The 20,236-nt window shown below is 65.6% G+C and carries 18 protein-coding genes and 1 pseudogene; 7 read left to right on the forward strand and 12 right to left on the reverse strand.

The genetic code is table 11. From position 1 onward, the window contains the following. The 4 genes from ACERNI_RS00600 to ACERNI_RS00615 form a co-directional block, all read right to left on the reverse strand. Positions 1–1,941 (reverse strand): trypsin-like serine protease (locus ACERNI_RS00600; protein WP_448831781.1); only part of this gene is annotated, 1,941 nt, incomplete at its 3' end. 316 nt (positions 1,942–2,257) lie between these two features. Continuing rightward, on the reverse strand, positions 2,258–3,511 hold the full coding sequence (locus ACERNI_RS00605; protein ID WP_448831345.1) for a cytochrome P450: 1,254 nt from the start codon (positions 3,509–3,511) through the stop codon (positions 2,258–2,260). A gap of 166 nt (positions 3,512–3,677) precedes the next feature. Next, complete coding sequence (locus tag ACERNI_RS00610) at positions 3,678–3,998, reverse strand: 2Fe-2S iron-sulfur cluster-binding protein (RefSeq protein ID WP_191319042.1); 321 nt, start codon at positions 3,996–3,998, stop codon at positions 3,678–3,680. Positions 3,999–4,231: 233 nt separating this feature from the next. Then, a complete protein-coding gene (locus tag ACERNI_RS00615; protein WP_448831346.1) occupies positions 4,232–4,873 on the reverse strand; it encodes a TetR/AcrR family transcriptional regulator in 642 nt (213 codons plus the stop codon). Between the two features lie 376 nt (positions 4,874–5,249). On the opposite strand from ACERNI_RS00615, the gene ACERNI_RS00620 reads away from it, so the two are divergent. Then, positions 5,250–5,504: a hypothetical protein gene (locus tag ACERNI_RS00620; protein WP_448831347.1), complete on the forward strand. Its 255-nt coding sequence runs from the start codon at positions 5,250–5,252 to the stop codon at positions 5,502–5,504. A 141-nt stretch (positions 5,505–5,645) separates the two neighbouring features. Here the strand turns inward: ACERNI_RS00620 and ACERNI_RS00625 are convergent, their stop codons facing one another. Then, entirely contained in the window at positions 5,646–5,924 is a 279-nt protein-coding gene (locus ACERNI_RS00625; RefSeq protein WP_448831348.1) for a hypothetical protein, read from the reverse strand. Between the two features lie 4 nt (positions 5,925–5,928). Beyond that, on the reverse strand, positions 5,929–6,777 hold the full coding sequence (panC, locus tag ACERNI_RS00630; RefSeq protein WP_448831349.1) for a pantoate--beta-alanine ligase: 849 nt from the start codon (positions 6,775–6,777) through the stop codon (positions 5,929–5,931). A gap of 359 nt (positions 6,778–7,136) precedes the next feature. Between panC and ACERNI_RS00635 the strand changes: the two genes are divergently transcribed. Then, a complete protein-coding gene (locus ACERNI_RS00635; RefSeq protein WP_448831350.1) occupies positions 7,137–7,853 on the forward strand; it encodes a DnaJ domain-containing protein in 717 nt (238 codons plus the stop codon). 457 nt (positions 7,854–8,310) lie between these two features. On the opposite strand, the gene ACERNI_RS00640 is transcribed toward ACERNI_RS00635, so the two are convergent. After that, positions 8,311–9,807 (reverse strand): D-alanyl-D-alanine carboxypeptidase, encoded by a 1,497-nt coding sequence (locus tag ACERNI_RS00640; RefSeq protein WP_448831351.1) that lies wholly within the window; start codon positions 9,805–9,807, stop codon positions 8,311–8,313. Between the two features lie 618 nt (positions 9,808–10,425). On the opposite strand from ACERNI_RS00640, the gene clpS reads away from it, so the two are divergent. From clpS to ACERNI_RS00655, 3 genes and pseudogenes are all read left to right on the forward strand, one after another. After that, positions 10,426–10,770: an ATP-dependent Clp protease adapter ClpS gene (gene clpS / locus ACERNI_RS00645; protein WP_448831352.1), complete on the forward strand. Its 345-nt coding sequence runs from the start codon at positions 10,426–10,428 to the stop codon at positions 10,768–10,770. Positions 10,771–10,790: 20 nt separating this feature from the next. Beyond that, a pseudogene (clpA, locus tag ACERNI_RS00650) lies at positions 10,791–13,082 on the forward strand (ATP-dependent Clp protease ATP-binding subunit ClpA); the annotation flags it as partial. A gap of 624 nt (positions 13,083–13,706) precedes the next feature. After that, positions 13,707–13,904 carry a hypothetical protein gene (locus tag ACERNI_RS00655; protein ID WP_448831353.1) on the forward strand — a complete coding sequence of 66 codons (198 nt, stop codon included), beginning with the start codon at positions 13,707–13,709 and terminating at the stop codon, positions 13,902–13,904. A gap of 307 nt (positions 13,905–14,211) precedes the next feature. Here the strand turns inward: ACERNI_RS00655 and ACERNI_RS00660 are convergent, their stop codons facing one another. The 3 genes from ACERNI_RS00660 to ACERNI_RS00670 all read right to left on the reverse strand — a co-directional run bounded on the left by ACERNI_RS00660 (position 14,212) and on the right by ACERNI_RS00670 (position 16,424). Next, positions 14,212–14,637 (reverse strand): HIT family protein, encoded by a 426-nt coding sequence (locus tag ACERNI_RS00660; protein WP_448831354.1) that lies wholly within the window; start codon positions 14,635–14,637, stop codon positions 14,212–14,214. 114 nt (positions 14,638–14,751) lie between these two features. Beyond that, the gene (locus ACERNI_RS00665) at positions 14,752–15,948 is read right to left on the reverse strand and encodes a GNAT family N-acetyltransferase (RefSeq protein WP_448831355.1); all 1,197 of its coding nucleotides are present in this window, start codon (positions 15,946–15,948) and stop codon (positions 14,752–14,754) included. A 5-nt stretch (positions 15,949–15,953) separates the two neighbouring features. Continuing rightward, a complete protein-coding gene (locus tag ACERNI_RS00670) occupies positions 15,954–16,424 on the reverse strand; it encodes a RidA family protein (protein ID WP_448831782.1) in 471 nt (156 codons plus the stop codon). A 452-nt stretch (positions 16,425–16,876) separates the two neighbouring features. Between ACERNI_RS00670 and ACERNI_RS00675 the strand changes: the two genes are divergently transcribed. Then, the gene (locus ACERNI_RS00675) at positions 16,877–17,806 is read left to right on the forward strand and encodes a cell envelope integrity EipB family protein (protein ID WP_448831356.1); all 930 of its coding nucleotides are present in this window, start codon (positions 16,877–16,879) and stop codon (positions 17,804–17,806) included. A gap of 18 nt (positions 17,807–17,824) precedes the next feature. Further along, positions 17,825–18,013, forward strand: coding sequence for a hypothetical protein (locus ACERNI_RS00680; protein ID WP_448831357.1), 189 nt, complete (start codon positions 17,825–17,827; stop codon positions 18,011–18,013). A gap of 210 nt (positions 18,014–18,223) precedes the next feature. Here ACERNI_RS00680 and ACERNI_RS00685 read toward each other — a convergent pair whose 3' ends face one another. Both ACERNI_RS00685 and ACERNI_RS00690 read right to left on the reverse strand, forming a co-directional pair. Further along, entirely contained in the window at positions 18,224–19,534 is a 1,311-nt protein-coding gene (locus tag ACERNI_RS00685) for a DNA polymerase IV (RefSeq protein WP_448831358.1), read from the reverse strand. A 236-nt stretch (positions 19,535–19,770) separates the two neighbouring features. Then, a complete protein-coding gene (locus tag ACERNI_RS00690) occupies positions 19,771–20,067 on the reverse strand; it encodes a DUF3572 domain-containing protein (RefSeq protein WP_448831359.1) in 297 nt (98 codons plus the stop codon). Positions 20,068–20,236 lie beyond the last annotated feature (169 nt).

Here is a 20,236-nt window from a genome sequence, read left to right on the forward strand (position 1 = left end):
GATGCCGAAGCCGGTCTGGGCGTGGAAGCCGGACGGCGGCAGGGCGAGCAGGGCGCGGCTGAGGGTCGTAGCATCCATGGTGTTGAGGCTGGCGATGGCCAGGGCTGGCGTCGACGGGAACGGGACGTCATCGGCGTCGATGCTGTCGGCAAGCGCCCCGGCCTCGGGGGCAAGTTGGGCGGCGAGGCGGTTGAGGGGCGCGATGGCGATGCGGCCTGAGAGGTGGCGCAAGGCCTCCTTTCCAGTGACGACGGCGGTTTCGTCAGCCAGAACATGGCCGTAGTCAATGCCGGTTGCGGTGAGGATGATGCGGTTGTCGTCGGCGTGGGTTGCCCAGGTGAAAGCGGGCAGCGAGCTGGTGATTTCGCTGAAATTGCCGGTGATTTCACTGGCGCGCAGCACGGTGAAGGCCTGACCGGTCGCGGGGGCCTTGCCCATGACGGTGACGGCGAGCTTGCCGGAGATATCCGCCTTGCCGGAGACGACAAGCCGGTCTGCGTTACCGCTGTCGTTGACGCGCACGGCCATGGTTCCGGGCCTGAGCTGGACATAGTCGCCCCAGATGACCAGCGCGCCCGGCGTTGCGATCTTGCCGGGGGCAATCACCCCGCCATGCTGGACAAAGCTGCCATTGACGACAATGGCGCCGCCACCAGAAATCCGGCCGCGGAGCAGGCGAAGGCCCGCATCATCGTCGGTGGGGCTATCGGATACCCGGGTTTCGAGCGTGCCGTCCACGATCATTGTGCCCCAGAATAGCAGGGCGTCGAGCTCGACTCCCAGTCGCCGTCCTTCAGGAATCAGTATGCTGGCCTCGGCATTGCTGATGATCAGGCGGTCAATGGACGCGGATTTGTCGAGCCGGATCTGCGACGGTTCGGACAGGTCGGCTTCGTAATAGCGCCCAGGTTTGCCATGAGGCTTGCGGGTCATTGAGCCGTGGCGATTGTCGGGCGCTTCCAGGGGCGCGTCAGGCGCGGCATGGCGATCGGTCCATGCCCTGGGGTCGCTCCAGTTCCATGCGCCGGGTTTCGCTGTGACATGGCGCAAGGGATTGTTCTGAAGAATCCAGGCATAATTGTCCTGAACGGGCGCATAGCTATCGATTGCGCCATAGCCACTTCCGCCGCCATGAAGCGCGCCGATCTGTGTCAGGGAACCGTCCGCCATCACCATGAACAACGGGCCGCCACTGTCCCCCGCCCCTGGCTGTCCCTGCCAGGCGGGGACGGGAGATGTCTGTTTGAAGGCGTTGTGCACTTCCGGATGCGCCGGGTCCCGGAACTCGACCTCGATCAGGCCAGGCATGGCCTTGCCGGCGCCGTGCACCAGGCCGATTGTCGTGAGCGCCGTACGGCGCAGGGCATTATTTACGGTCCTTTTCGCCGACGCCACGCCTGCGCGGCCATAGCCTGCAATGAGGACGACCGTTCCGCGCGGGGGCAGCGGCGCGCCCGGCTCGAGGAGGTGGACAGGCTTGATGCCAGTGACAGGCCGGTCCAGCGAAAACAGGGCCATATCCCTGTGTTTTGTTTCGTGGGCCGGGTCGCTCCGGTTGTCAAAGGCAGGGTGCGCGATGAATCCGCTAGCCTGCCTGTCGTGCAGGGATGGATTGGCGGCGTTCTGGTTGAAATGAATCCATGTATATTTTAGTTCTTTTGAGATTTTATTTGAATTGGAATCATAGGCGCAATGTGCGGCGCTAAGAATTGTCCTATGATTAATTAGCGTTCCTGTGCAGAATGATTCAATAAAATTGTTATTTTCGTCGTAGGTCGTGATTGCAACGACGTTGTCATGCGCGTTGCCGGCGTCATGCCATCTTTTGATGCGCTGGATGAGCTTGTGCGGGCCGGGAAGCGTGGCGGCCGCCTGGTCGTTCAGGATGATGGCCGTCGCCGGGCGCGGCGCGCATGCCAGGGCGCCTGAGGCAATCACCATGACAAGGCGCGATGCGCGATGCGCCTGCAGCAGCGTGCGTCGCGTCAAGGGGAATGCTTGTTGCTGGCCGTCGCGGCATGTGTTATTTGAAGTCAATATCCTGCACCGTATAATATTGAATTAATATTGAAATAAAATATTAACGGGCTGCTGCAGTATTTTTTATTGAAAGTCAATTCAACGTGCTGATAATTTATTATAAATAATAATGATGTTGCTGAAATATATCACGCGCCCGATGCTGTCTTGCATCGGGCGCGCGCTGGTCATGCTGGTTTGTCCTGGAGGCCTGCGACTGGCCGGGCAGGCTGCCGGATCAGCGGGTGACGCGCACCGGGAGTTCCGTGTAGCCCCGGATAAACGCGGAAAAGACGCGCTTTGGCGGCCCGACCACTTCCACCTTGCTGAACCGCTGCAGGATTTCCTCCCACAGGATGCGCAACTGCAATTCGGCCAGGCGGTTGCCGACGCAACGGTGGATGCCAAAGCCGAATGACAGGTGCTGTCGCGGCCGGGCCCGGTCGATGATGAACTGGTCCGGGTTGTCGATGGCCTCGCTGTCGCGGTTGCCGGAGGCGTACCACATGGCCAGCTTGTCGCCCTTGCGGATCGTCTGGCCATGCATCTCGAAGTCCTCCAGCGCCGTGCGGCGCATGTAGGCCAGCGGCGTCTGGTAGCGGATGATCTCCGACACCATGGAATCGACCAGGGCCGGATTGGCCCGCAACTTGGCGTATTCGTCCGGGTTCTGGTTGAGGAAGCAGACGCCGCCGGTCATGGAGTTGCGCGTGGTGTCGTTGCCTCCGACAATCAGCAGCACCAGGTTGCCGAGGTACTCGCGCGGGCTCATGTTCCGGGTCGCCGGCCCGTGCGCCAGCATGGAAACCAGATCAGACCCTGGCTCCGCGTTCACCCGCTCGTTCCAGAGTTTGGTGAAATAGGCGAGGCACTCGGCCAGGATGCGCTCCCGCGTCGCCTCGGAGTCGACGTAGCCCCCGCCCAGGGTGTTGGCGGTGGCGCTGTCCGACCAGTAGGTGAGCAGCGCCCGGTCCTCAAAGGGAAAGTCGAACAGGGTCGCCAGCATCATGTTGGTGAGGTCGATGGAAACCTTCTCCACCCAGTTGAAGGGTTCGTTCAGCGGCAGGGAATCCAGCACCTTCTGCGTCCGCTCGCGGATCAGCTTTTCCATGCTTTCGAGATTTTGCGGCGAAACGATCGGCTGGACCACCTTGCGCTGTTCGTCATGCTTTGGCTGGTCCATGGCGATGAACATGGGCAGTTCTTCCCGCTGGTCCATCAGCGTGATGCCGCCAAAGGTGGAGGAGGAGGAAAACACTTTGGTGTTCACCTCCGTCGCCATGATGTCCTTGTAACGGGTCAGGGACCAGTATGGCCCGATGATCTTGTCCTCGCAGTAGTGAAGCGGCGCCTCCTCGCGCAGCCGGCTGAAATAGGGCTGCCAGACGTCCATCTCCATGTATTTGGGGTTGGCCGGGCTAAGCTCCTCCAGCGGAATGGTCCGGGCCCGCCCGGTGTGTTCGGCGATGAAAGGATTGTGGAAGGGATCCATGGTGTTCCTCCAGCCTTGAGCTGTTCCCGCTCCGCCAGGCGGACCGGCGCTCGGTGTTGTCTGACGCTACATTCTGTTCCTGGCGTTGCTGTCGACGTACTGGGCGGTCCGCCGCCGCCCCGCGCCGCCACGCCCTGAGAGGAGACTGGCTGACCGGGGCCTGATGTCAGTGCTGGGCGGCCGGCGTCTCCACGACAATGCCGTCGAGCGCGCTGGTCAGGATAATCTGGCAGGCGAGGCGCGAGTTCGGCTGCGCCGTGGCCGCGAACGAGAGCATGCTCGTCTCCAGTTCGGAGGGCTCGCCGCATTTGTCGAGCCACGCCTCATCCACGAAGACATGGCAGGTGGCGCAGGCGCATTCGCCGCCACAGTCCGCATCAATGCCGGGCACGTCGTTGAGAACGGCCACCCGCATCAGGTTTTCGCCCTCGGGGCCCTCAACGGTGCGGCTCTGGCCGGCGTGGTCAATAAATGTCGCGCTGGGCATTGGTGTCCTCCTGTTTGTTATCCGGATGGGGCGCAGCCGAACCGGACCGGCGCTCCGTCCCCCTGATTGCAACTGGGGCGCCGTGCGCCTGCCAGAGCCTTTGTCCTGAGCGAATCCTGGTCGATCAGTCGCTCCGTCTGACCGGAAGTGGCGCCAGTTTTTCTGTTGGGCGCATTCTGTTCGACCGGACGGCTTCGCCCGGTCGAAAAGCGTTGCCGTCAAACCGGAGCCAGTCATGGCTCCGGTTCGTGGGTTTTGTCCTCTGGCGCCTGGAGTGCGGCGCGCGCGGCGTCCGGATCGATCACGAGGCGCATCACGCCGTCGATGAGCGCGTCCGGATCGACGTCGCCGATATGGCTGCGAAACATCGGGTCATGGAGCAGGGCGGCAAGGCCGCGCACGGTGGCCAGTCCGAAAACCATGGCGTGCAGGGCGGAAGCGTCCTGGCGCCAGCCGGCCGCCTGGGCCGCGTGGGTGGCGCGCAACAGCGCCTCCATGCGTCTGCCGTGCGCCTGTTTGAGGGCGTCGTCGGCCTGCGCCGCCACCTCTGGATGTCGCCCGCTGCGGTAATAGGCCGGGTGCTCCAGGCTGAAGCGCACATAGGCGTGGCCGAGCGCGGCGAGGTGCTCCAGCGGATCGGCGCCAGCCTGGTTGCTGGCGGCGAAGGTATAGCGGCCGAGCGTTTCGTGACCTTCCGTAGCGAGCGTGCGCAGCAGGTCGACCTTGTCGCGAAAGTGGCGGGACGGCGCGGCGTGCGATACGCCAAGGTCCTGGGCAAGGCCGCGCAGGCTGAGGCCTTCAACGCCCTGTTCCGCGATGACGGCGGCGGCGCGCTCAAGCAGCGCCTTGCGAAGATTGCCATGATGATAGGTCATGGTCACGCCCGATGTAGTCAATGCCTACATCGAGAATGGCAAAATTTTCTGCCGGGTCAACCGCTACATTGGAATGATATCAAAAATGACATTCGCGCTTCCGGATTGACGCGCCTGGCGGCTGGCGGGACAAGGTTCTGGCAAAATGTGTGGCCGGACCGGCGTTGCGGAGGGAAAAATGCGGATGCGGGAGACGAAATTGTTCTCAGGCGAAGCTGCGTCTTCCTCGCCGTCCCCGGGCGCGGACGGCCGGCCGGGACGGGGGCGAGGCGAAAGCCGGGCCAGGGCGTCGGCCGGAGTCTTTATTATTTCGGGCGAATTCGGGTCGATCAGGCGATTCTGGCTGATCGGAAAGCGCTCTGGCGCGCTCGCGCTGGTGCTGGGGCAATGCGCCCTCGTGGCGCTGGCGGGGCCAGTGGTTGCTGGCGAGCGTCAGCCGGGGCAGAAGCGCAGCCCGGCGCAACTGCGGCATGACAGGTTGCAGGCGCCGCGGCCGGACGCCAAAACATTGGCCGACCGGATCGACAGGCGTGAACCGGGATCTTCCGGCAAGGGCGTCATGCGCTTCGGCGACACCGAAATCCGCGTCGGCGGACGCGCCAGCTTTGGTTATGGCTATTCGGGGCGCTGACAGGCTCTGGTCTGGCGATGTGTTGCCGGCCGGGGCGGGGAGCGTGGCTTGCAGGCCCTTCAATCGAAGGCAGTTCGCAGGCGCGCTATCTCTTTGATCTGACCCGGTTTCCAGGCGGCTTCCACCTTTCAGGGCAGCGCTCTAACGAGCGCGCTGGAGGCGGCAGACCTTGACGCGGCCACCGCGCCCGTCCGCCTTCCAGACGCAGCCTTCATGACGCGGCTTCCGGTCATACAGATAAATGCGCCCGCGCCGTCTGGCGTTGAAGGTCTGGTTGGAAAAATCGTGGCCGCCAACGCGGACATTGTTGCCAAAGCGCACTTCGGCGACAGCCGGAGCGCTGAAACCGCTGGACGCCGCCAGCGCCAGCGCCGCGAAAGCGGCGCCGCAAACAGGGCGGATCAGGCTGCGGCGTCGCATGCGCTCACACGCCGATGTTGTCGATCAGTCTCGTGGCTCCCAGCCGCGCCGCGACCAGCAGGCGCAGGGGGCCATCGGCGATGCTGTTGACCGCCGCCAGCGTTACCGCATGGCGGGCGACCAGATAGTCAACCTTGAACCCTTCCGATTCCAGCGTCTTCACGCCATCGGCCATGATGGGCGCGGCGGCGGCGCCGGTGCGCAGCCGCTCGGCGCAGACGCTGAGCACGCGGGCGATGGCCGGCGCCAGGGCGCGGTCTTCCGGCGACAGGTAGCGGTTGCGTGAGGAGAGGGCGAGGCCGTCCGCCTCGCGCCGGGTCGGCGCGCCGATAATCTCCACGGGGATGTTCAGGTCGCGCACCAGCTGGTTGATCACCTGAAGCTGCTGGTAGTCCTTCTCGCCAAACACGGCCACGTCAGCGCCGGTTTGCAGCAGCAGCTTGGCGACCACCGTTGCCACGCCGTCGAAATGGCCGGGGCGGTGAGCATCGTCCAGTCCCGCCAGGGCCGGACCGCCGATGCCGATGCTGGTGGCGAAGCCCTCCGGATACATGGCTGCGACGTCCGGCGTCCAGGCCAGATCCGCGCCCACGGTTGCAAGCAGGGCAAGGTCCTCGGGCAGGGTGCGCGGGTAGCGGGAAAAATCTTCGTTGGGGCCGAACTGCTTCGGATTGACGAAAATGGAGACGATCACCTTGTCAGCATGCTGCTGCGCCAGCCGCACCAGCGACAGGTGGCCATCATGCAGGGCCCCCATCGTCGGGGTCAGCGCGACGCGGGCGCCTTCGCGTCGCCATTGCGCCACCTTCTCCCGCAGTTGCGCCACTGTGGTCGCCGTTTCAACGCTGCTCATGTGCTGGCTCCGTATTCTGCGTTGTGGCCGACAGCGGACCTATCGCGCATGCGCGTCGCTGGCAATCTGCCCATCTGGCGATATGGCCAGGACGTATGGCGATGGCGCCCAGGATGCATGGCGTCCCGGGATGCGCGCCGGCGAAGATGTGTGGCGGCGAAAATGCCTGGCGGAGCAAGGCGGGCCGCCCTGTCGACCAGAATGTTGACCAGGATGTCGCCCATGATCCCGGCAGGATGCGCATCATGCGCGAATGCGGTAGAGCAGATCTGGAGCGGCGGCTGAACGCGGACCGCGCGATCATGAAACGCGCGAGATCTGGAACGCGCGAGATCTGGAACGATGGAGAATTCTGGCGGATGGCGCTGATCGCAGGTCTGGTTGCCGTTGCGGCGCTGTGGTGGCTGCTCACGCAATATCGCAAGGCCGACATGGCGAAGCTGGCGCCGCTGTTGCGCAAGGCTGGCGGCATCGCGGCGTTTATAGTCGCCGGCGTCCTGCTCCTGCGCGGCCGGATCGACATGGCGTTACTGGTCGCCGGCACCGGCGCCTGGGCCTATGGCGAGCTGCCCTTCCGGCTTCCGTTCAATCTGCCGTTTCAGAAGGGCGCGTCTTCCGGACGGGTGTCGCGCGCCCGCTCGGCCTTTATCGAGATGACCGTCGATCATGACAGCGGCGCCTTCGACGGGCAGGTGATCGCCGGGGCGCGGGCGGGAGCCCGACTCGGGGCCCTCGGGCTGGCAGAGCTGATCGCCCTGCGCCGCGACTGCCTGGCGCGCGATCCGGATGGGTCGCGGCTGCTAGAGGCTTATCTCGACAGCCGGTTTCCCGCATGGCGTGAACACGCTGATGGAGATGGCGACGCGCGGAGCCGCGGCGGGCGTCCGGGGGCGGGCGCGATGACCGAAAAGGAGGCCTATGAGGTCCTGGGCCTTGCTCCGGGGGCCGGGGCCGAAGATATCCGGCGCGCCCATCGCACGTTGATGAAACGCCTGCATCCCGACCAGGGGGGCACGACGTGGCTGGCGGCGCGGGTCAATCAAGCCAAGGATATTTTGCTGGCCCGGCATCGCTAACTCCACCAAGTCATTTTCAGGCGAGGCGGAACGGGCCTCGCATCAGGAAAATGCGTCAAACCGGAAACCTGGAGCGGACCCCAGGCGGCGATCAGGGCGTCTCCCGTCGACGCGGACCTTTGCGGATCCGGGTTCGTTCGGGGGCCACGCCCGGAAATATCGGGCCGGGGCGCGCTGGCCGACGCTGGAGAGCGCCCCGGAATACTGTGCTGCGCGCCGCGGTTGGCGTGGCGGCCGTTGCGTTGCTCCCGGCCTCCCGTCTCCGGGGGCGTCCGGGGCGCAGCTCTCCCGTTGCCCCTTAAGCCATTGGCTGGTTCAGGGGCCGGGATCACGCTGCGGTGTGCTTCAGTTCCTGTGTGGCGCGACGGGCAGGGTGGGCGTGCGGCGCCCGATCAGATGAGCGTTGCGCCGCCGGCGCCCGGGCGCCGAAAACAGAAGAGGGCGTTGTCCAGCGCGATCAGCCGCGCGTGGCGAAACACTCGTAGCCATTGTCCTTCAGGGCCCGGCAGGCGTCTTGCGCGCCCTTTGGACCGAAGCCCGAGAAGCGGGCGCGCCACAGGGTCGCCTTGCCGCGCACCACCTTTTCGGTGAACGGCGCCGCGGTTTTGAGGTATTCGCTGGCGCCGCGCGCCTCGGCCAGAAGCTGTTTGGCGGAGGCCTCGTCTTCCGTTGCGCCCAGCTGGATCACCCAGGATCCGCCGCGGGCGACCGGAGCCGTTTCTGGCTCCGCCGCCGGCGCTTCCGGCGCGGCTGCCTGACGGGCGGGCTGGTTGGCCTTGTTCCTGATCAGCCGGGCAAGGCCCCGGGAGTCGAGTTCACGCGGCGCGGCGGGCTCGGTTTCCGGCGCATAGGCGAGGCGCGTGACCGCCGCTGAATCCTGCTCGTTGCGCGGAGCCACCCAACGGAAGGTGGACGGCGTCGCCGTGTCCGACGCCGAGGCCGAGGCAACCACCGGGCGGACGCCGCGCGCCGGCAGATCGGCGGGACGCGGCTCCGGGCGAGGCGCCGTGGCGGCCGCAACCCGGGAGGCTGCGCCGGATTCGCCAACCGGCGGGGCAATGCGGGCGCCGGCATAGGCTGTCGGTATGTGCTCGGCCACCAGCGACGCCATGATGCGGTCGCGGATGGCTCCGGAACGGCCGCCAAGCACGATGCCCACGATGTGCCGGCCATTGGCGCGCGCCGAGGTCATCAGGTTGAAGCCGGACATCCGGGTGTAGCCGGTCTTGATTCCGTCCACGCCTTCCACCGCGCCGAGCAGGCGGTTGTGGTTGCCGATGGTCTGGTTGCCGAACTGGAAGCTGCGGGTGGAGAAATAGCCGTAGTACTGGGGGAAGCGGTCCTGCACGGCGCGGGCCAGAATGCCGAGGTCGCGGGCGGTGGTGATCTGCCGCGCGTCCGGCAGGCCAGAGGCGTTGACGTAGACGGTGCCGGTCATGCCGAGCGCCCGGGCCTTCCGGGTCATCATCTGGGCGAAGCGCGCCTCCGAGCCGCCGATATTCTCGCCGACGGCCGAGGCGATGTCATTGGCAGAGCGGGTGACAAGCGCCTTGATGGCGTTCTCGACGGAGATCGAACCGCCGGGGCGGACGCCGAGCTTCGACGGCGGCATCGCGGCGGCGTGAGCCGAAACCCGCAGCTGCGTATCCAGGCGCATGCGGCCCTGCTCCAGCTGCTCGAACAGCATGTACAGGGTCATGACCTTGGTGATGGACGCTGGATGACGGCGGGCGTCCGGGTTCTTCGCGTAGAGGGTCTTGCCGGTCTTGGCGTCGATGACGATCGCCGCGAACGGCGGATCGTAGGCCTGGGTGGCGCCGCCATGATGGCGGATGCGGTGCTTCTTGCGCGCCTCGGCGGGGGCGACGCTGACTGACGCGGTGACGACGACGCCAAGCGCGACCGTCAGGATCCAGCGTACATTCCGTCGCGTTGTGCTGTGACCAGAGACCATGATCGTCAGTTCCGCTGTCGTCCGCTCGTCGCCAGGTCCGGCGCCGCATCTGCAAGGGGTGCTGTGTTCGAGCTGAACCTGCCACGATCGCGGTTACCGGAGCGTTAAACGGAAGGCGCGCCGGTGGCTGGAAAGGTGGACCTGGGGCGGTTGCGCCTGACGCATGCGATGCTTCCACGCCGCCCGGCGCGGCGTGCGCGCCGTGGGAAAGTGCTTGCGCATCAATGGCCGTGCGCCGGCATATGCCTGAGCTTGTCCACCGTGGGCGGGGCGGGACGTTCGTGCGAGGCCGGCGTCCCGCTCCGGGACGGGCTGGCGGCATTAACCAGAACAATAAAATTTCGCCGCGCGTTCATCGGGTAACGTTCATCCAGTTCCAGGAAATGATGTCTGGAATGGCGTTCGCCCCCTGTTTCAGGGGCGCGGCCGCTGGCAATGCGATTTTCGTGGCGATGGCCGCAGGCGATGGGCTGGCGAAGCCGCCCGGGGAGGACTAGATTATGAGCAGCGCGCTTCGGGACCGGTCCGCGGCGCACGGATGATCAGGCGAGACGACGCGCGACGATGTGGAAAAAACTGCTGGAGGAAGCGAAAGCCGGCGCCGACCGGGAACGCCTCATGGGAACCCGGCGTGGCAATGGCGGGTCCCCCGGCGGGCCTGACGACCAGCAGGGAGCTGGAGCGGCCCTGCTGACCCGCACGCGTCCGAAACGTCCGGACATGTACCGGGTGCTGCTGCTGAACGACGACTACACGCCAATGGAATTTGTCGTTCAGGTGCTGGAGCAGTTCTTCAACAAGTCGCCGGAGGATGCGACCAGGATCATGTATCACGTTCACCAGACGGGAGTTGGCGTTTGCGGCGTTTACACCTTTGAAGTGGCCGAGACGAAGGTCGCCCAGGTCATGGATTTTGCCCGCCGCCACCAGCACCCCCTGCAATGCGTGATGGAGAAAAATTGAACCGCGCATAGGGGAAGCCGTTGCCGACATTCTCACGGAGCCTCGAACAAGCCCTGCATCGCGCGCTCGCCCTGGCGAACGAACGCCGCCACGAATACGCGACGCTTGAGCACCTTCTTCTCGCGCTGGTCGATGATCAGGATGCGTCGGCGGTCATGCGCGCCTGCGGCGTTGATGTGGACGTGCTGCGCCGGACCCTGTCCGACTACGTGGATACCGAGCTCAGCAACCTGATCACCGACGGAAGCGAGGATTCCAAGCCGACGGCCGGATTCCAGCGGGTGATCCAGCGCGCCGTCATCCATGTCCAGTCGTCTGGCCGGGAAGAGGTCACTGGCGCCAACGTGCTGGTGGCGATCTTCGCCGAACGTGAAAGCCACGCCGCCTATTTCCTGCAGGAGCAGGACATGACGCGGTATGACGCCGTCAATTACATCAGCCATGGCATCGCCAAGCGGCCAGGCATGTCCGAGTCGCGGCCGGTGCGCGGCGAGGAGGACAGCGAGCCGCGCGCCGCGTCCTCCGACAATGATGACAGCGCTCGCAAGAAAAAGGGCGACGCCCTCGACGCCTATTGCGTCAACCTCAACAAAAAGGCGCGCGAGGGCCGCATCGATCCGCTGATCGGCCGGGCGAAGGAGGTGGAGCGCACCATCCAGGTGCTGTGCCGCCGCCAGAAGAACAACCCGTTGCTGGTGGGCGACCCTGGCGTGGGCAAGACCGCCATTGCCGAGGGACTGGCCCGCAAGATCGTCGCTGGCGACGTGCCGGAAGTGCTGCGCGAGGCCACGGTCTATTCGCTCGACATGGGCACGCTTCTGGCCGGCACCCGCTATCGCGGCGATTTCGAAGAGCGCCTGAAGCAGGTGATGAAGGAAATTGAGGCGCACCCCAACGCCATCATGTTCATCGATGAAATTCATACGGTGATCGGCGCGGGGGCGACCTCGGGCGGCGCGATGGACGCCTCCAACCTGCTGAAGCCGGCGCTGGCCTCCGGCGCGCTGCGTTGCATCGGTTCGACCACCTACAAGGAGTACCGGCAGTATTTCGAGAAGGACCGGGCGCTGGTGCGCCGCTTCCAGAAAATCGACGTCACCGAACCGACTGTTCCGGATTCAATAGAGATTCTAAAGGGGTTGCGGCCATATTTTGAAGAGTTTCATCATGTCCGCTACACCAATGACGCGGTGAAGGCGGCGGTGGAGCTGTCGGCCCGTTACATCCAGGACCGCAAGCTGCCGGACAAGGCGATCGACGTCATCGACGAGACGGGCGCGGCCCAGATGCTGCTGCCAGAAAGCAAGCGCCGCAAGGTGATTGGCGTGCGCGAGATCGAGACGACCGTGGCCACCATGGCGCGGATTCCGCCGAAATCGGTGTCACGCGATGAGGCCGAGGTGCTGCGTCACCTCCAGGAGACGCTGGAGCGGGTGGTGTATGGCCAGGACGACGCCATCCGGGCGCTGTCGTCGGCCATCAAGCTGGCGCGGGCCGGGCTGCGCGATCCTGAGAAGCCCATTGGCTCCTATCTGTTCGCTGGCCCTACGGGCGTCGGCAAGACCGAAGTGGCGCGCCAGCTGGCGGCGTCGCTTGGCGTCGAGCTGATCCGCTTCGACATGTCGGAGTACATGGAGCGACACACCGTGTCGCGGCTGATCGGCGCGCCGCCCGGCTATGTGGGCTTTGACCAGGGCGGCCTGCTGACCGATGGCGTTGACCAGAATCCCCATTGCGTGCTGCTGCTCGACGAGATCGAGAAGGCCCATCCGGACCTGTTCAACATCCTGTTGCAGGTGATGGATCACGGCAAGCTGACCGATCACAATGGCAAGCAGGTCGATTTCCGCAATGTCATCATCATCATGACCACCAACGCGGGCGCCGCCGACATGGCCCGCGCCGCGTTTGGCTTCACCCGGGCCCGGCGCGAGGGCGACGATCAGGAGGCGATCAACCGGCTGTTCACGCCCGAGTTCCGCAACCGTCTCGACGCCATCATCTCCTTCAGTCATCTGCCGAAGGAAGTGGTGTCCAAGGTGGTCGACAAGTTCATCATGCAGCTTGAGGCGCAGCTTGCGGATCGCAAGGTGGCGATTGAGCTGTCGGATGGCGCGCGGGCCTGGCTGGTGGATAACGGCTATGATGACGCCATGGGCGCCCGGCCGATGGGGCGGCTGATCCAGACCGCCATCAAGACGCCGCTGGCGGACGAGGTGCTGTTTGGTCGCCTGAAGGACGGCGGCGCGGTGCGCGTGGTGGTGAAGCCTGGGGATGATGGCGGCCCGGACGCCCTGATCTTCGAGTACCCGCCGCTCAAGCCGGAGCCGCGCAAGGAGCCGGAGCAGGAATCCCAGCCGGAAGCGGTGATGCAGGGGGCGGGCGAGGCGATGGCAGGCGGCAAGTCTCCTGCAAGCGGCAAGTCTCCTGCAAGCGGCAAGTCTCCTGCAGGCGGCAAGTCTCCTGCAGGCGGCAAGTCTCCAGCAAGCCGCAAGTCTCCAGGTGGTGATGAGCCATCCGGGGGTGGCGCAAGCGATGCGTCTGGCGCGCGGCGGAGCTCGCCCAAGGTTAGCGCGAAGGCCGCTGGCGACAGCAAGACGGCGGCGAACCCACGGCGGCGAGGCCGGGTGGGCTCCAGGGACGCAAAGGCGACGCCGACGAAGAAGAACGGCGACTGAGTGGGAAACGGCGCTTGCGTTGTCTGGTGACGCAAGCGCCGGGTTTCCGGATGCGACCTTGCTGCTGACGTGAAGTTTTTTGCAGCTTGTGCGCGCCAGCCCCTTCCATTTGCCGTCAACCTGATCCAGGCATGGCGGATGCGGACGGTTGCGACGCTGCGCGACCGTAAACGCTTTTGTTTGGCATAGAGGCGTGCTCTCACCGTTCAGGACAGCTGTCGCGAACGGTGTGCTTCGTCTGTAGGACCTGCCGGGGGAATGATGGGCGCCTGGAATGAAGCGCGTCGCGAGCGCCGTCGCAGACGCAAGCGGGTGGAGGAAATCCTCGGCTGGATCGTGGTGCCGCCGCTGCTGATTGGCATATGGCTGGCGGGAAGCTATCTCTACACGGCGTTCGAGGAGCCGATCTCCCAGGTCGTCCAGGCGGTGCAGACGATACTCAACAAGCAGCATTGATGACGCGGCCGGGCGGTGCGGCGGCCACAGGCGGCCGTTTCGCCGGGTGCTTCAGGAGCGGTATGACTGCCCGGATGCCCGCACGCACGTTGCGGGCATTTGCATTATCGCGAGAGAAAATCCGCGCAAGTTGTTGAAATGTCGGTTCTTGGATGGCGTTGAGCCCTTGCCGGCGGACGGTGAGCGGACAGGCATCCCGGATGCGCCATCGCGCGCCGGGTGAGGCGTTGCGCGCAGGGGCATGTCATCGGGCGGCAGCCGGCGGGGCGCCTGATGCGGGCGCCCCGGCTGGTCCAGGCGTTGCCGTTCAGCCGTCGAGGGCCTTGCGCAACTGCTCGGCCTGGGCGGCCAGCACTTCGGGCTTTGCCACTTCCTGGGCGGCGGGGCGCAGCGGCGCGCCGTTCCAGCGCGGCAGCACATGGAAGTGGGTGTGGAACACCACCTGGCCGCCGGCCGGCTCATTGGCCTGGAGGATGGTGATGCCATCGGCCTTGAAGGTCTCGCGCGCCGCCAGGGCTACCTTCTTGATGGTGCGGGCCACCGCGGCGAGGTCCTCCGGCTCCATGTCCAGAATGTTGCGCGACGGCGCCTTGGGAATCACCAGCACATGGCCCTCGGTGCGCGGCATGATGTCCATGAAGGCATAGGTCAGTTCATCCTCATAGACCTTGTGGCTGGGCAGTTGCCCCTTGAGGATTGCCGCGAAAATGTTCTTGGGATCGTAAGCCGCCATGATGCCCCCAGCAGAAGCGCTCCCGTGTTCACGGCAGGCGCTCCATGTCGTTGACTGGCAGATGTGGCAAGCATCGCAGGCCCGGTCAAGCGCATCCCGGTTTTTGCGCCGGCATCAATCCGCGTGACGGAACGGCAGCATGCTTTCCAGCTCCGCCTGGGCGGCGTCCACATGGCGGCCTTCGCGCACCAGAAATTCGGCGATCGCCCGTTTCAGCCCTGGATGGGCAATGTCATGGGCCGAGAAGGTGGCGACCGGCCGGTAGCCGCGCGCCAGCTTGTGCTCGCCCTGGGCGCCGGCTTCCACGCGGGCCAGGCCATGTCGGATGGCGTAGTCGATGGCCTGGTAATAGCAGACCTCGAAATGCAGGAACGGATGATCCTCGATGCAGCCCCAGTGGCGGCCGTAGATGGCGTCCGGGCCAAGGAAATTGATGGCCCCGGCGATGTAGCGGCCATCGCGCTGCGCCATCACCAGCAGCACCCGGTCTGCCATGCTGGCGGCGATGCGATGATAAAAATCGCGGGTGAGATAGGGGCGGCCCCATTTGCGTGAGCCGGTGTCCTGGTAAAAGGCGAAGAACGCATCCCACGCTTCGGCGGTGATGTCGGCGCCGGTGAGATGGGTGATGGCGACGCCGGCCCCCAGCGCGTCGCGGCGCTCGCGGCGGATGGCCTTGCGCTTGCGCGCCGCCAGGCTGCCCAGGAAATCATCGAAGCTGGCGTAGCCGTCGTTGAACCAGTGAAACTGCTGGTCGCGTCGCAACAGAAAGCCATTGTCGCCAAGCAGCCGCCATTCGTCATGCGGAAGAAACGTGACGTGGGCGGATGAGGCGTCGGTCTGGCGGCGCAGGGCGAGCAACCCCTTCACCAGCGTGGATCGCGCCGCCGCCGCCAGTGGTCCTGGGCGCGTCAGCAGGCGCGGGCCGGTCACCGGCGTGAAGGGCGCGCACACCTGCAGTTTGGGGTAATAGGCCCCGCCAGCGCGCTCGAACGCGTCGGCCCAGCCGTGATCGAAGACATATTCTCCCTGGGAATGGGATTTGAGATAGCAGGGCGCCGCCGCCAGCAGGTTGCGGGCCGCGTCTTCCACCGCCAGGTGCAGCGGTAGCCAGCCGGTCTCGGCGCTGGCCGAGCCAGACTGCTCAAGCGCATGGAGAAAGGCGTGGCGTATGAATGGGTTGCTGTCGCCTGCGCAGGCATCCCACGCCGTGGCGTCAATATCCGCGATGGCGGAGGCGACGCGCACGGTGAGTTCGCCGGCGCCGATTTCCCCCGGTTCATCCCCATCCCCTGTTGGCGGCTGGACCATGGCGGTCACCGGACCTCGAACATGCCTTCCACCTCCACTACGGCTGACAGCGGCAGCGAGGCGACGCCGACGGTGGAGCGGGCGTGGATGCCGGCCTCGCCGAACACCTCCACCATGAAATCGGAGGCGCCGTTCATCACGCCGGCAAGGGCGTCGAAGTTCGGCCCGGAGTTGATGAAGCCGCCAAGGCGCACGCAGCGCAGCACCCGGTCGAGGCTGCCAACGCTGGCGCGCAGTTGCGCCAGCAAATTGATGGCGCACAGGCGCGCCGCGCCGGTGGCGTCCGCCGTGCTGACCCCGGCGCCGACGCGGCCGATATGGTGCGGCGCGATCTTGCCGTCGGCGCCCAGGCAAAGCTGGCCTGAAATGATGACGAGCGATCCGGAGCGGATGAACGGCGTGTAATTGGCGATGGGCGCCGCCGGCACTGGCAGGGTGACGCCGAGTTCTGCAAGACGTTGCTCAACCTTGCTCATGGTCATGTAGGGTTCGCTCCATCTGTGACCGGGTTGTCGCCTTGCCTGAACCTGGCGGCGGCGATGCTGACGCCAGACCCCGTGAGGGTTCTGGCCCATCAGGGCGCCGCCGCCCCACCAGTGTTCAGGCGCTGTGGGCGTGATCGCTATTATGCCCGGTTTGTCTGTTTTGCCGTAACGTCAGTCGGCGCGCGGATCTCGCGCCCATCCAGGCGTTTTTCGGCAAACCTGATGTCAGTTTGCGTCAGGCAAAGCCGTCAGATCAATGGCTGGAGCAGGTGCCGGGTTCAGTATGAACGGGTTCCTGCTTCCGCCATGGCGGCGGGCAGTTTCCCCTCCGTCGTCCTGGGGGTATATCAGGCCAGTTGCCATGTCAGGCGCCCAGGGGCGTCCAGGCTGGCATACGGGGGGCTTTGCAGTCTGGTTCTGGCCATGCCAATCATGGAGCACTCATGAGCACGAAACGCATTGCGGCCAATTTTTCGCGCGCCGCGGCCAAGGCCACCGGCATGAAGGCCACGGGCATGAAGGCCGGCATGAAGGCTGCTGGTCCCGGCCTGCTGGCGCTGGCGCTGGTCGGGGGGAGCGCCCTTGCCGCCGGGTCAACTGGTGGGGCCGGGATGCCGTTGGCGCCCCATCGCGCCGTCTATGACCTGTCCCTGGCCGACAGCAGCAACAGTCGCTCCATCACCGGCGCCAGCGGCCGCATTGCCTATGAGTTTTCTGGCGACGCCTGCACCGGCTACAGCCTGGATTTCCGGCAACTGGCGATTCTGGAGCGCTCCGAGGGTGAGGCGCAGCAGATCGACATCCGCTCCGCCACCCACGAGGAAGCCGATGGCTCCAGCTTCCGTTTCCGCCAGGATACGGCGCGCGGCGATGGGGACGAGCGGGTGCAGGGGGTGGCGAAGCGCACGGCCGACGCCGGCATCGCCGTCAACCTGACCCGGCCCGAGCGCAAGGCCTTCGAGGCGGCCGGGCCGATCGCCTTTCCCTCCGGGCATCTGCAGCGCATCATCGCCGCGGCGCGGGCCGGAGAAAGCACGCTGGCGGTGAAGCTGTATGACGCCGCCGAGGACGGGGCCAAGGTGTTCGACACCTTCGTCGTTATCGGCAAAAAAGCGTCGCCATCGCCGGAGCGGCCGATTGAAGACGCGGCGCGCAAGGCCGGGCTCGACAAGGTCGATCGCTGGCCGGTCAGCGTGTCCTATTACACGCCCGGCAGCGGCGAGCGCACGCCGATCTACGCCATTTCGTTTGACCTGTATGAGAACGGCGTGAGCGGCTCCATGCGCATGAATTACGGTGATTTTTCCATTCGGGGAGAATTGCGCACCCTGGAGCAGCGTGGAACCGGCGCCTGCTCCGGCGACAAAAAATAGGCGACAAGAAACGGCTGGTTGCCGGAGGCGATCATGGGCTCTTTCCAGATCAGCAAGCCGTGCAATCCGCTGTGTCCGAACGCATCGCTCACCGCGCAGGGCGCCGCCTTCGTGGCGAGGCTTGCCGGGGACAGGATGCGCGGGCGCATGGACGGCCTGTGGGGCGGCGGCCGTCTCCGGATTGACGACGCGGCCATCCGTTTTTGAAGCCAACAGCCTGAAACGGATGTTGCGGGACAATATCGCTCCCGTCCGCATTGTGCTTGCCAGCATTCGCACTGTGCAGATGGAGGGCGGCCGGGTGACGAAAATCGTCGCCGTGTATCATGACGGCGGCATTTTCCACTTCAGATGCAATGGGTCGCGGGGGGCAGCGGACGCCCGGCGCGGCGCCATTTCCCCCGGGGCTGAGGGCGCTCAGGTCCGTTTCTGCCGCAGGCTGATGCCGCGGAACACCGCCTTGTCGCCGAAGCGGCTGCGCAGGGCGTCGATGGCGTGCTCGGCGTCGGCCTCGCGGCGCGCCGTCTGGTCAGCCAGATCGCCGCGATCCGCATCTTCGCCAGGTTGCAGATCGCCTGCGCCGACTCCAAGCAGCCGCCAGGCCTGCCGACCGCGATGGGCGGCGCATTCCTGTTGCAGCAAGGCGTGCGCCGGTTCGTACAGCCGGCGGGTCAGCTGGGTCGGCGGCATGCCGGCGCGGGTGCGGGTCACCAGGCGAAAGTCGGCGGTCTTCAGCTTCAGCGTGACGCCGCCCGTGGCCAGATTGGCGGCCTTCAGGCGGCTGGAGACCTTTTCACACAGCCGCCATAGCACCGGCTCCAGCGCCGCCAGATCGGCAACGTCTTCCTCCAGCGTGGTTTCGGCAGAGATGGATTTGGTCGGCCGCTCCGGCGTTACCTTGCGATGGTCGACGCCATGGGCCAGCTGCGACAGCCGCAGGCCCTCCTTGCCGAACAGGCCGGCGAGGGTGGCCGGGGAAGCGGCGCGCAGGTCCGAGATCAGCCGGTAGCCGCGGCTTTCCAGATTCTTGCGCGCCACCGCCCCCACGCCATGGATCATCGAAACCGGCCTTGGCCCGAGAAACTCCACCGCTTCGGCCTGGCCGATCACGGAAAAGCCGCGCGGCTTGTCCAGATCCGACGCCACCTTGGCGAGAAACTTGTTGTACGACAGGCCAACGGAGACGGTGACGCCGACCTCCGTCTCGATGCGCTGCGCCAGCCGGGCCAGGCTTTCCGCCGGCGAGCCATGGTGCAGCCGCTCAGTGCCGGAAAGGTCCAGAAACGCTTCGTCGATCGACAGCGGCTCCACCAGCGGCGTCAGTTCACGCATCATGGTGCGGATTTGCCGGCCAACGGCAACATAGCGGGCCATGTCCGGACGGATTACCACCGCGTCCGGGCACAGCTTCAGCGCCTGGAACATGGGCATGGCCGAGCGCACGCCGGACATGCGCGCCACATAGCAGGCAGTGGAGACAACGCCGCGCTTGCCGCCGCCGATGATGACCGGCTGGTCGGCCAGCTCCGGCCGGTCGCGCTTTTCCACCGAGGCGTAAAACGCGTCGCAGTCGATATGGGCGATGGTCAGCTGATGCAGCTCAGGGTGGACAGCGATGCGCGGACCGCCGCAGGCGCGGCAACGCCAGCGCCGCCCGGGCGGGGGCGGCGGCGTGCGACCGAGGCAGTCGCGGCAAAGCCCGGATGCTGCTGGCGGCTGGTCCGGCATCGACGTGTCAGAGCCCGTTCTGGCGCGCAACCGCTGCGGTTGGCGCAAATCCGGCCATGAAGAACCGGAAAGTGCTGATTTTTTGGGGCTATGCGTTGTCCTGGCGGGACGCAACGCCCATTTTGCTGAAAGCGTCTGGAGCGCTTTCCGGTCCGCCAGAATCGGCTGATCGATCGGAATTCGCTCAAGACAAGGACATTGGAACAGTTCGCGATCCCGATTGAACGGAAACGGCTCTAATCGTCCACTGGCCGCTGGCCCGCGTCAATCATCAGCCGGCGGCAGGCCGGGGCGATGCTGGCCGGGTCAACGCCGGCGCTGGCGGCGAAAGCCATGACCATCATCTCGTCCTGCAGCAGGTGCTCAAGCACCGCGACCAGAAAATCCGGCTTGCCAGCGGCGGTCCGCAGCCCGTCGACCGTCAGGCCGGAGAGGGAGAGAAAATCACCGAGCCGCTCCTCGTCTTCGGCCAGAAAGCCGAGGGCCTGGATGGCCAGGGCGGCGGGGTCGGGGGCGCCGCGTTTCTGGAGCATGTCTTTTTCACGCGGAATCAGCATTGTTTGTCTTTCGTTCAGGGTTGAGTCCCTAGGTTGACGGTGGCCAGGCGTGACCTTGGCCGCAAGGGCGCGAAAGCCGGCCGCCGACACAGCCCGGATATCGCGCTCCAGGAACCTTTCACCGGCCCCCATATTGGATCGTCGC

This window comes from Camelimonas sp. ID_303_24 (assembly GCF_053543495.1).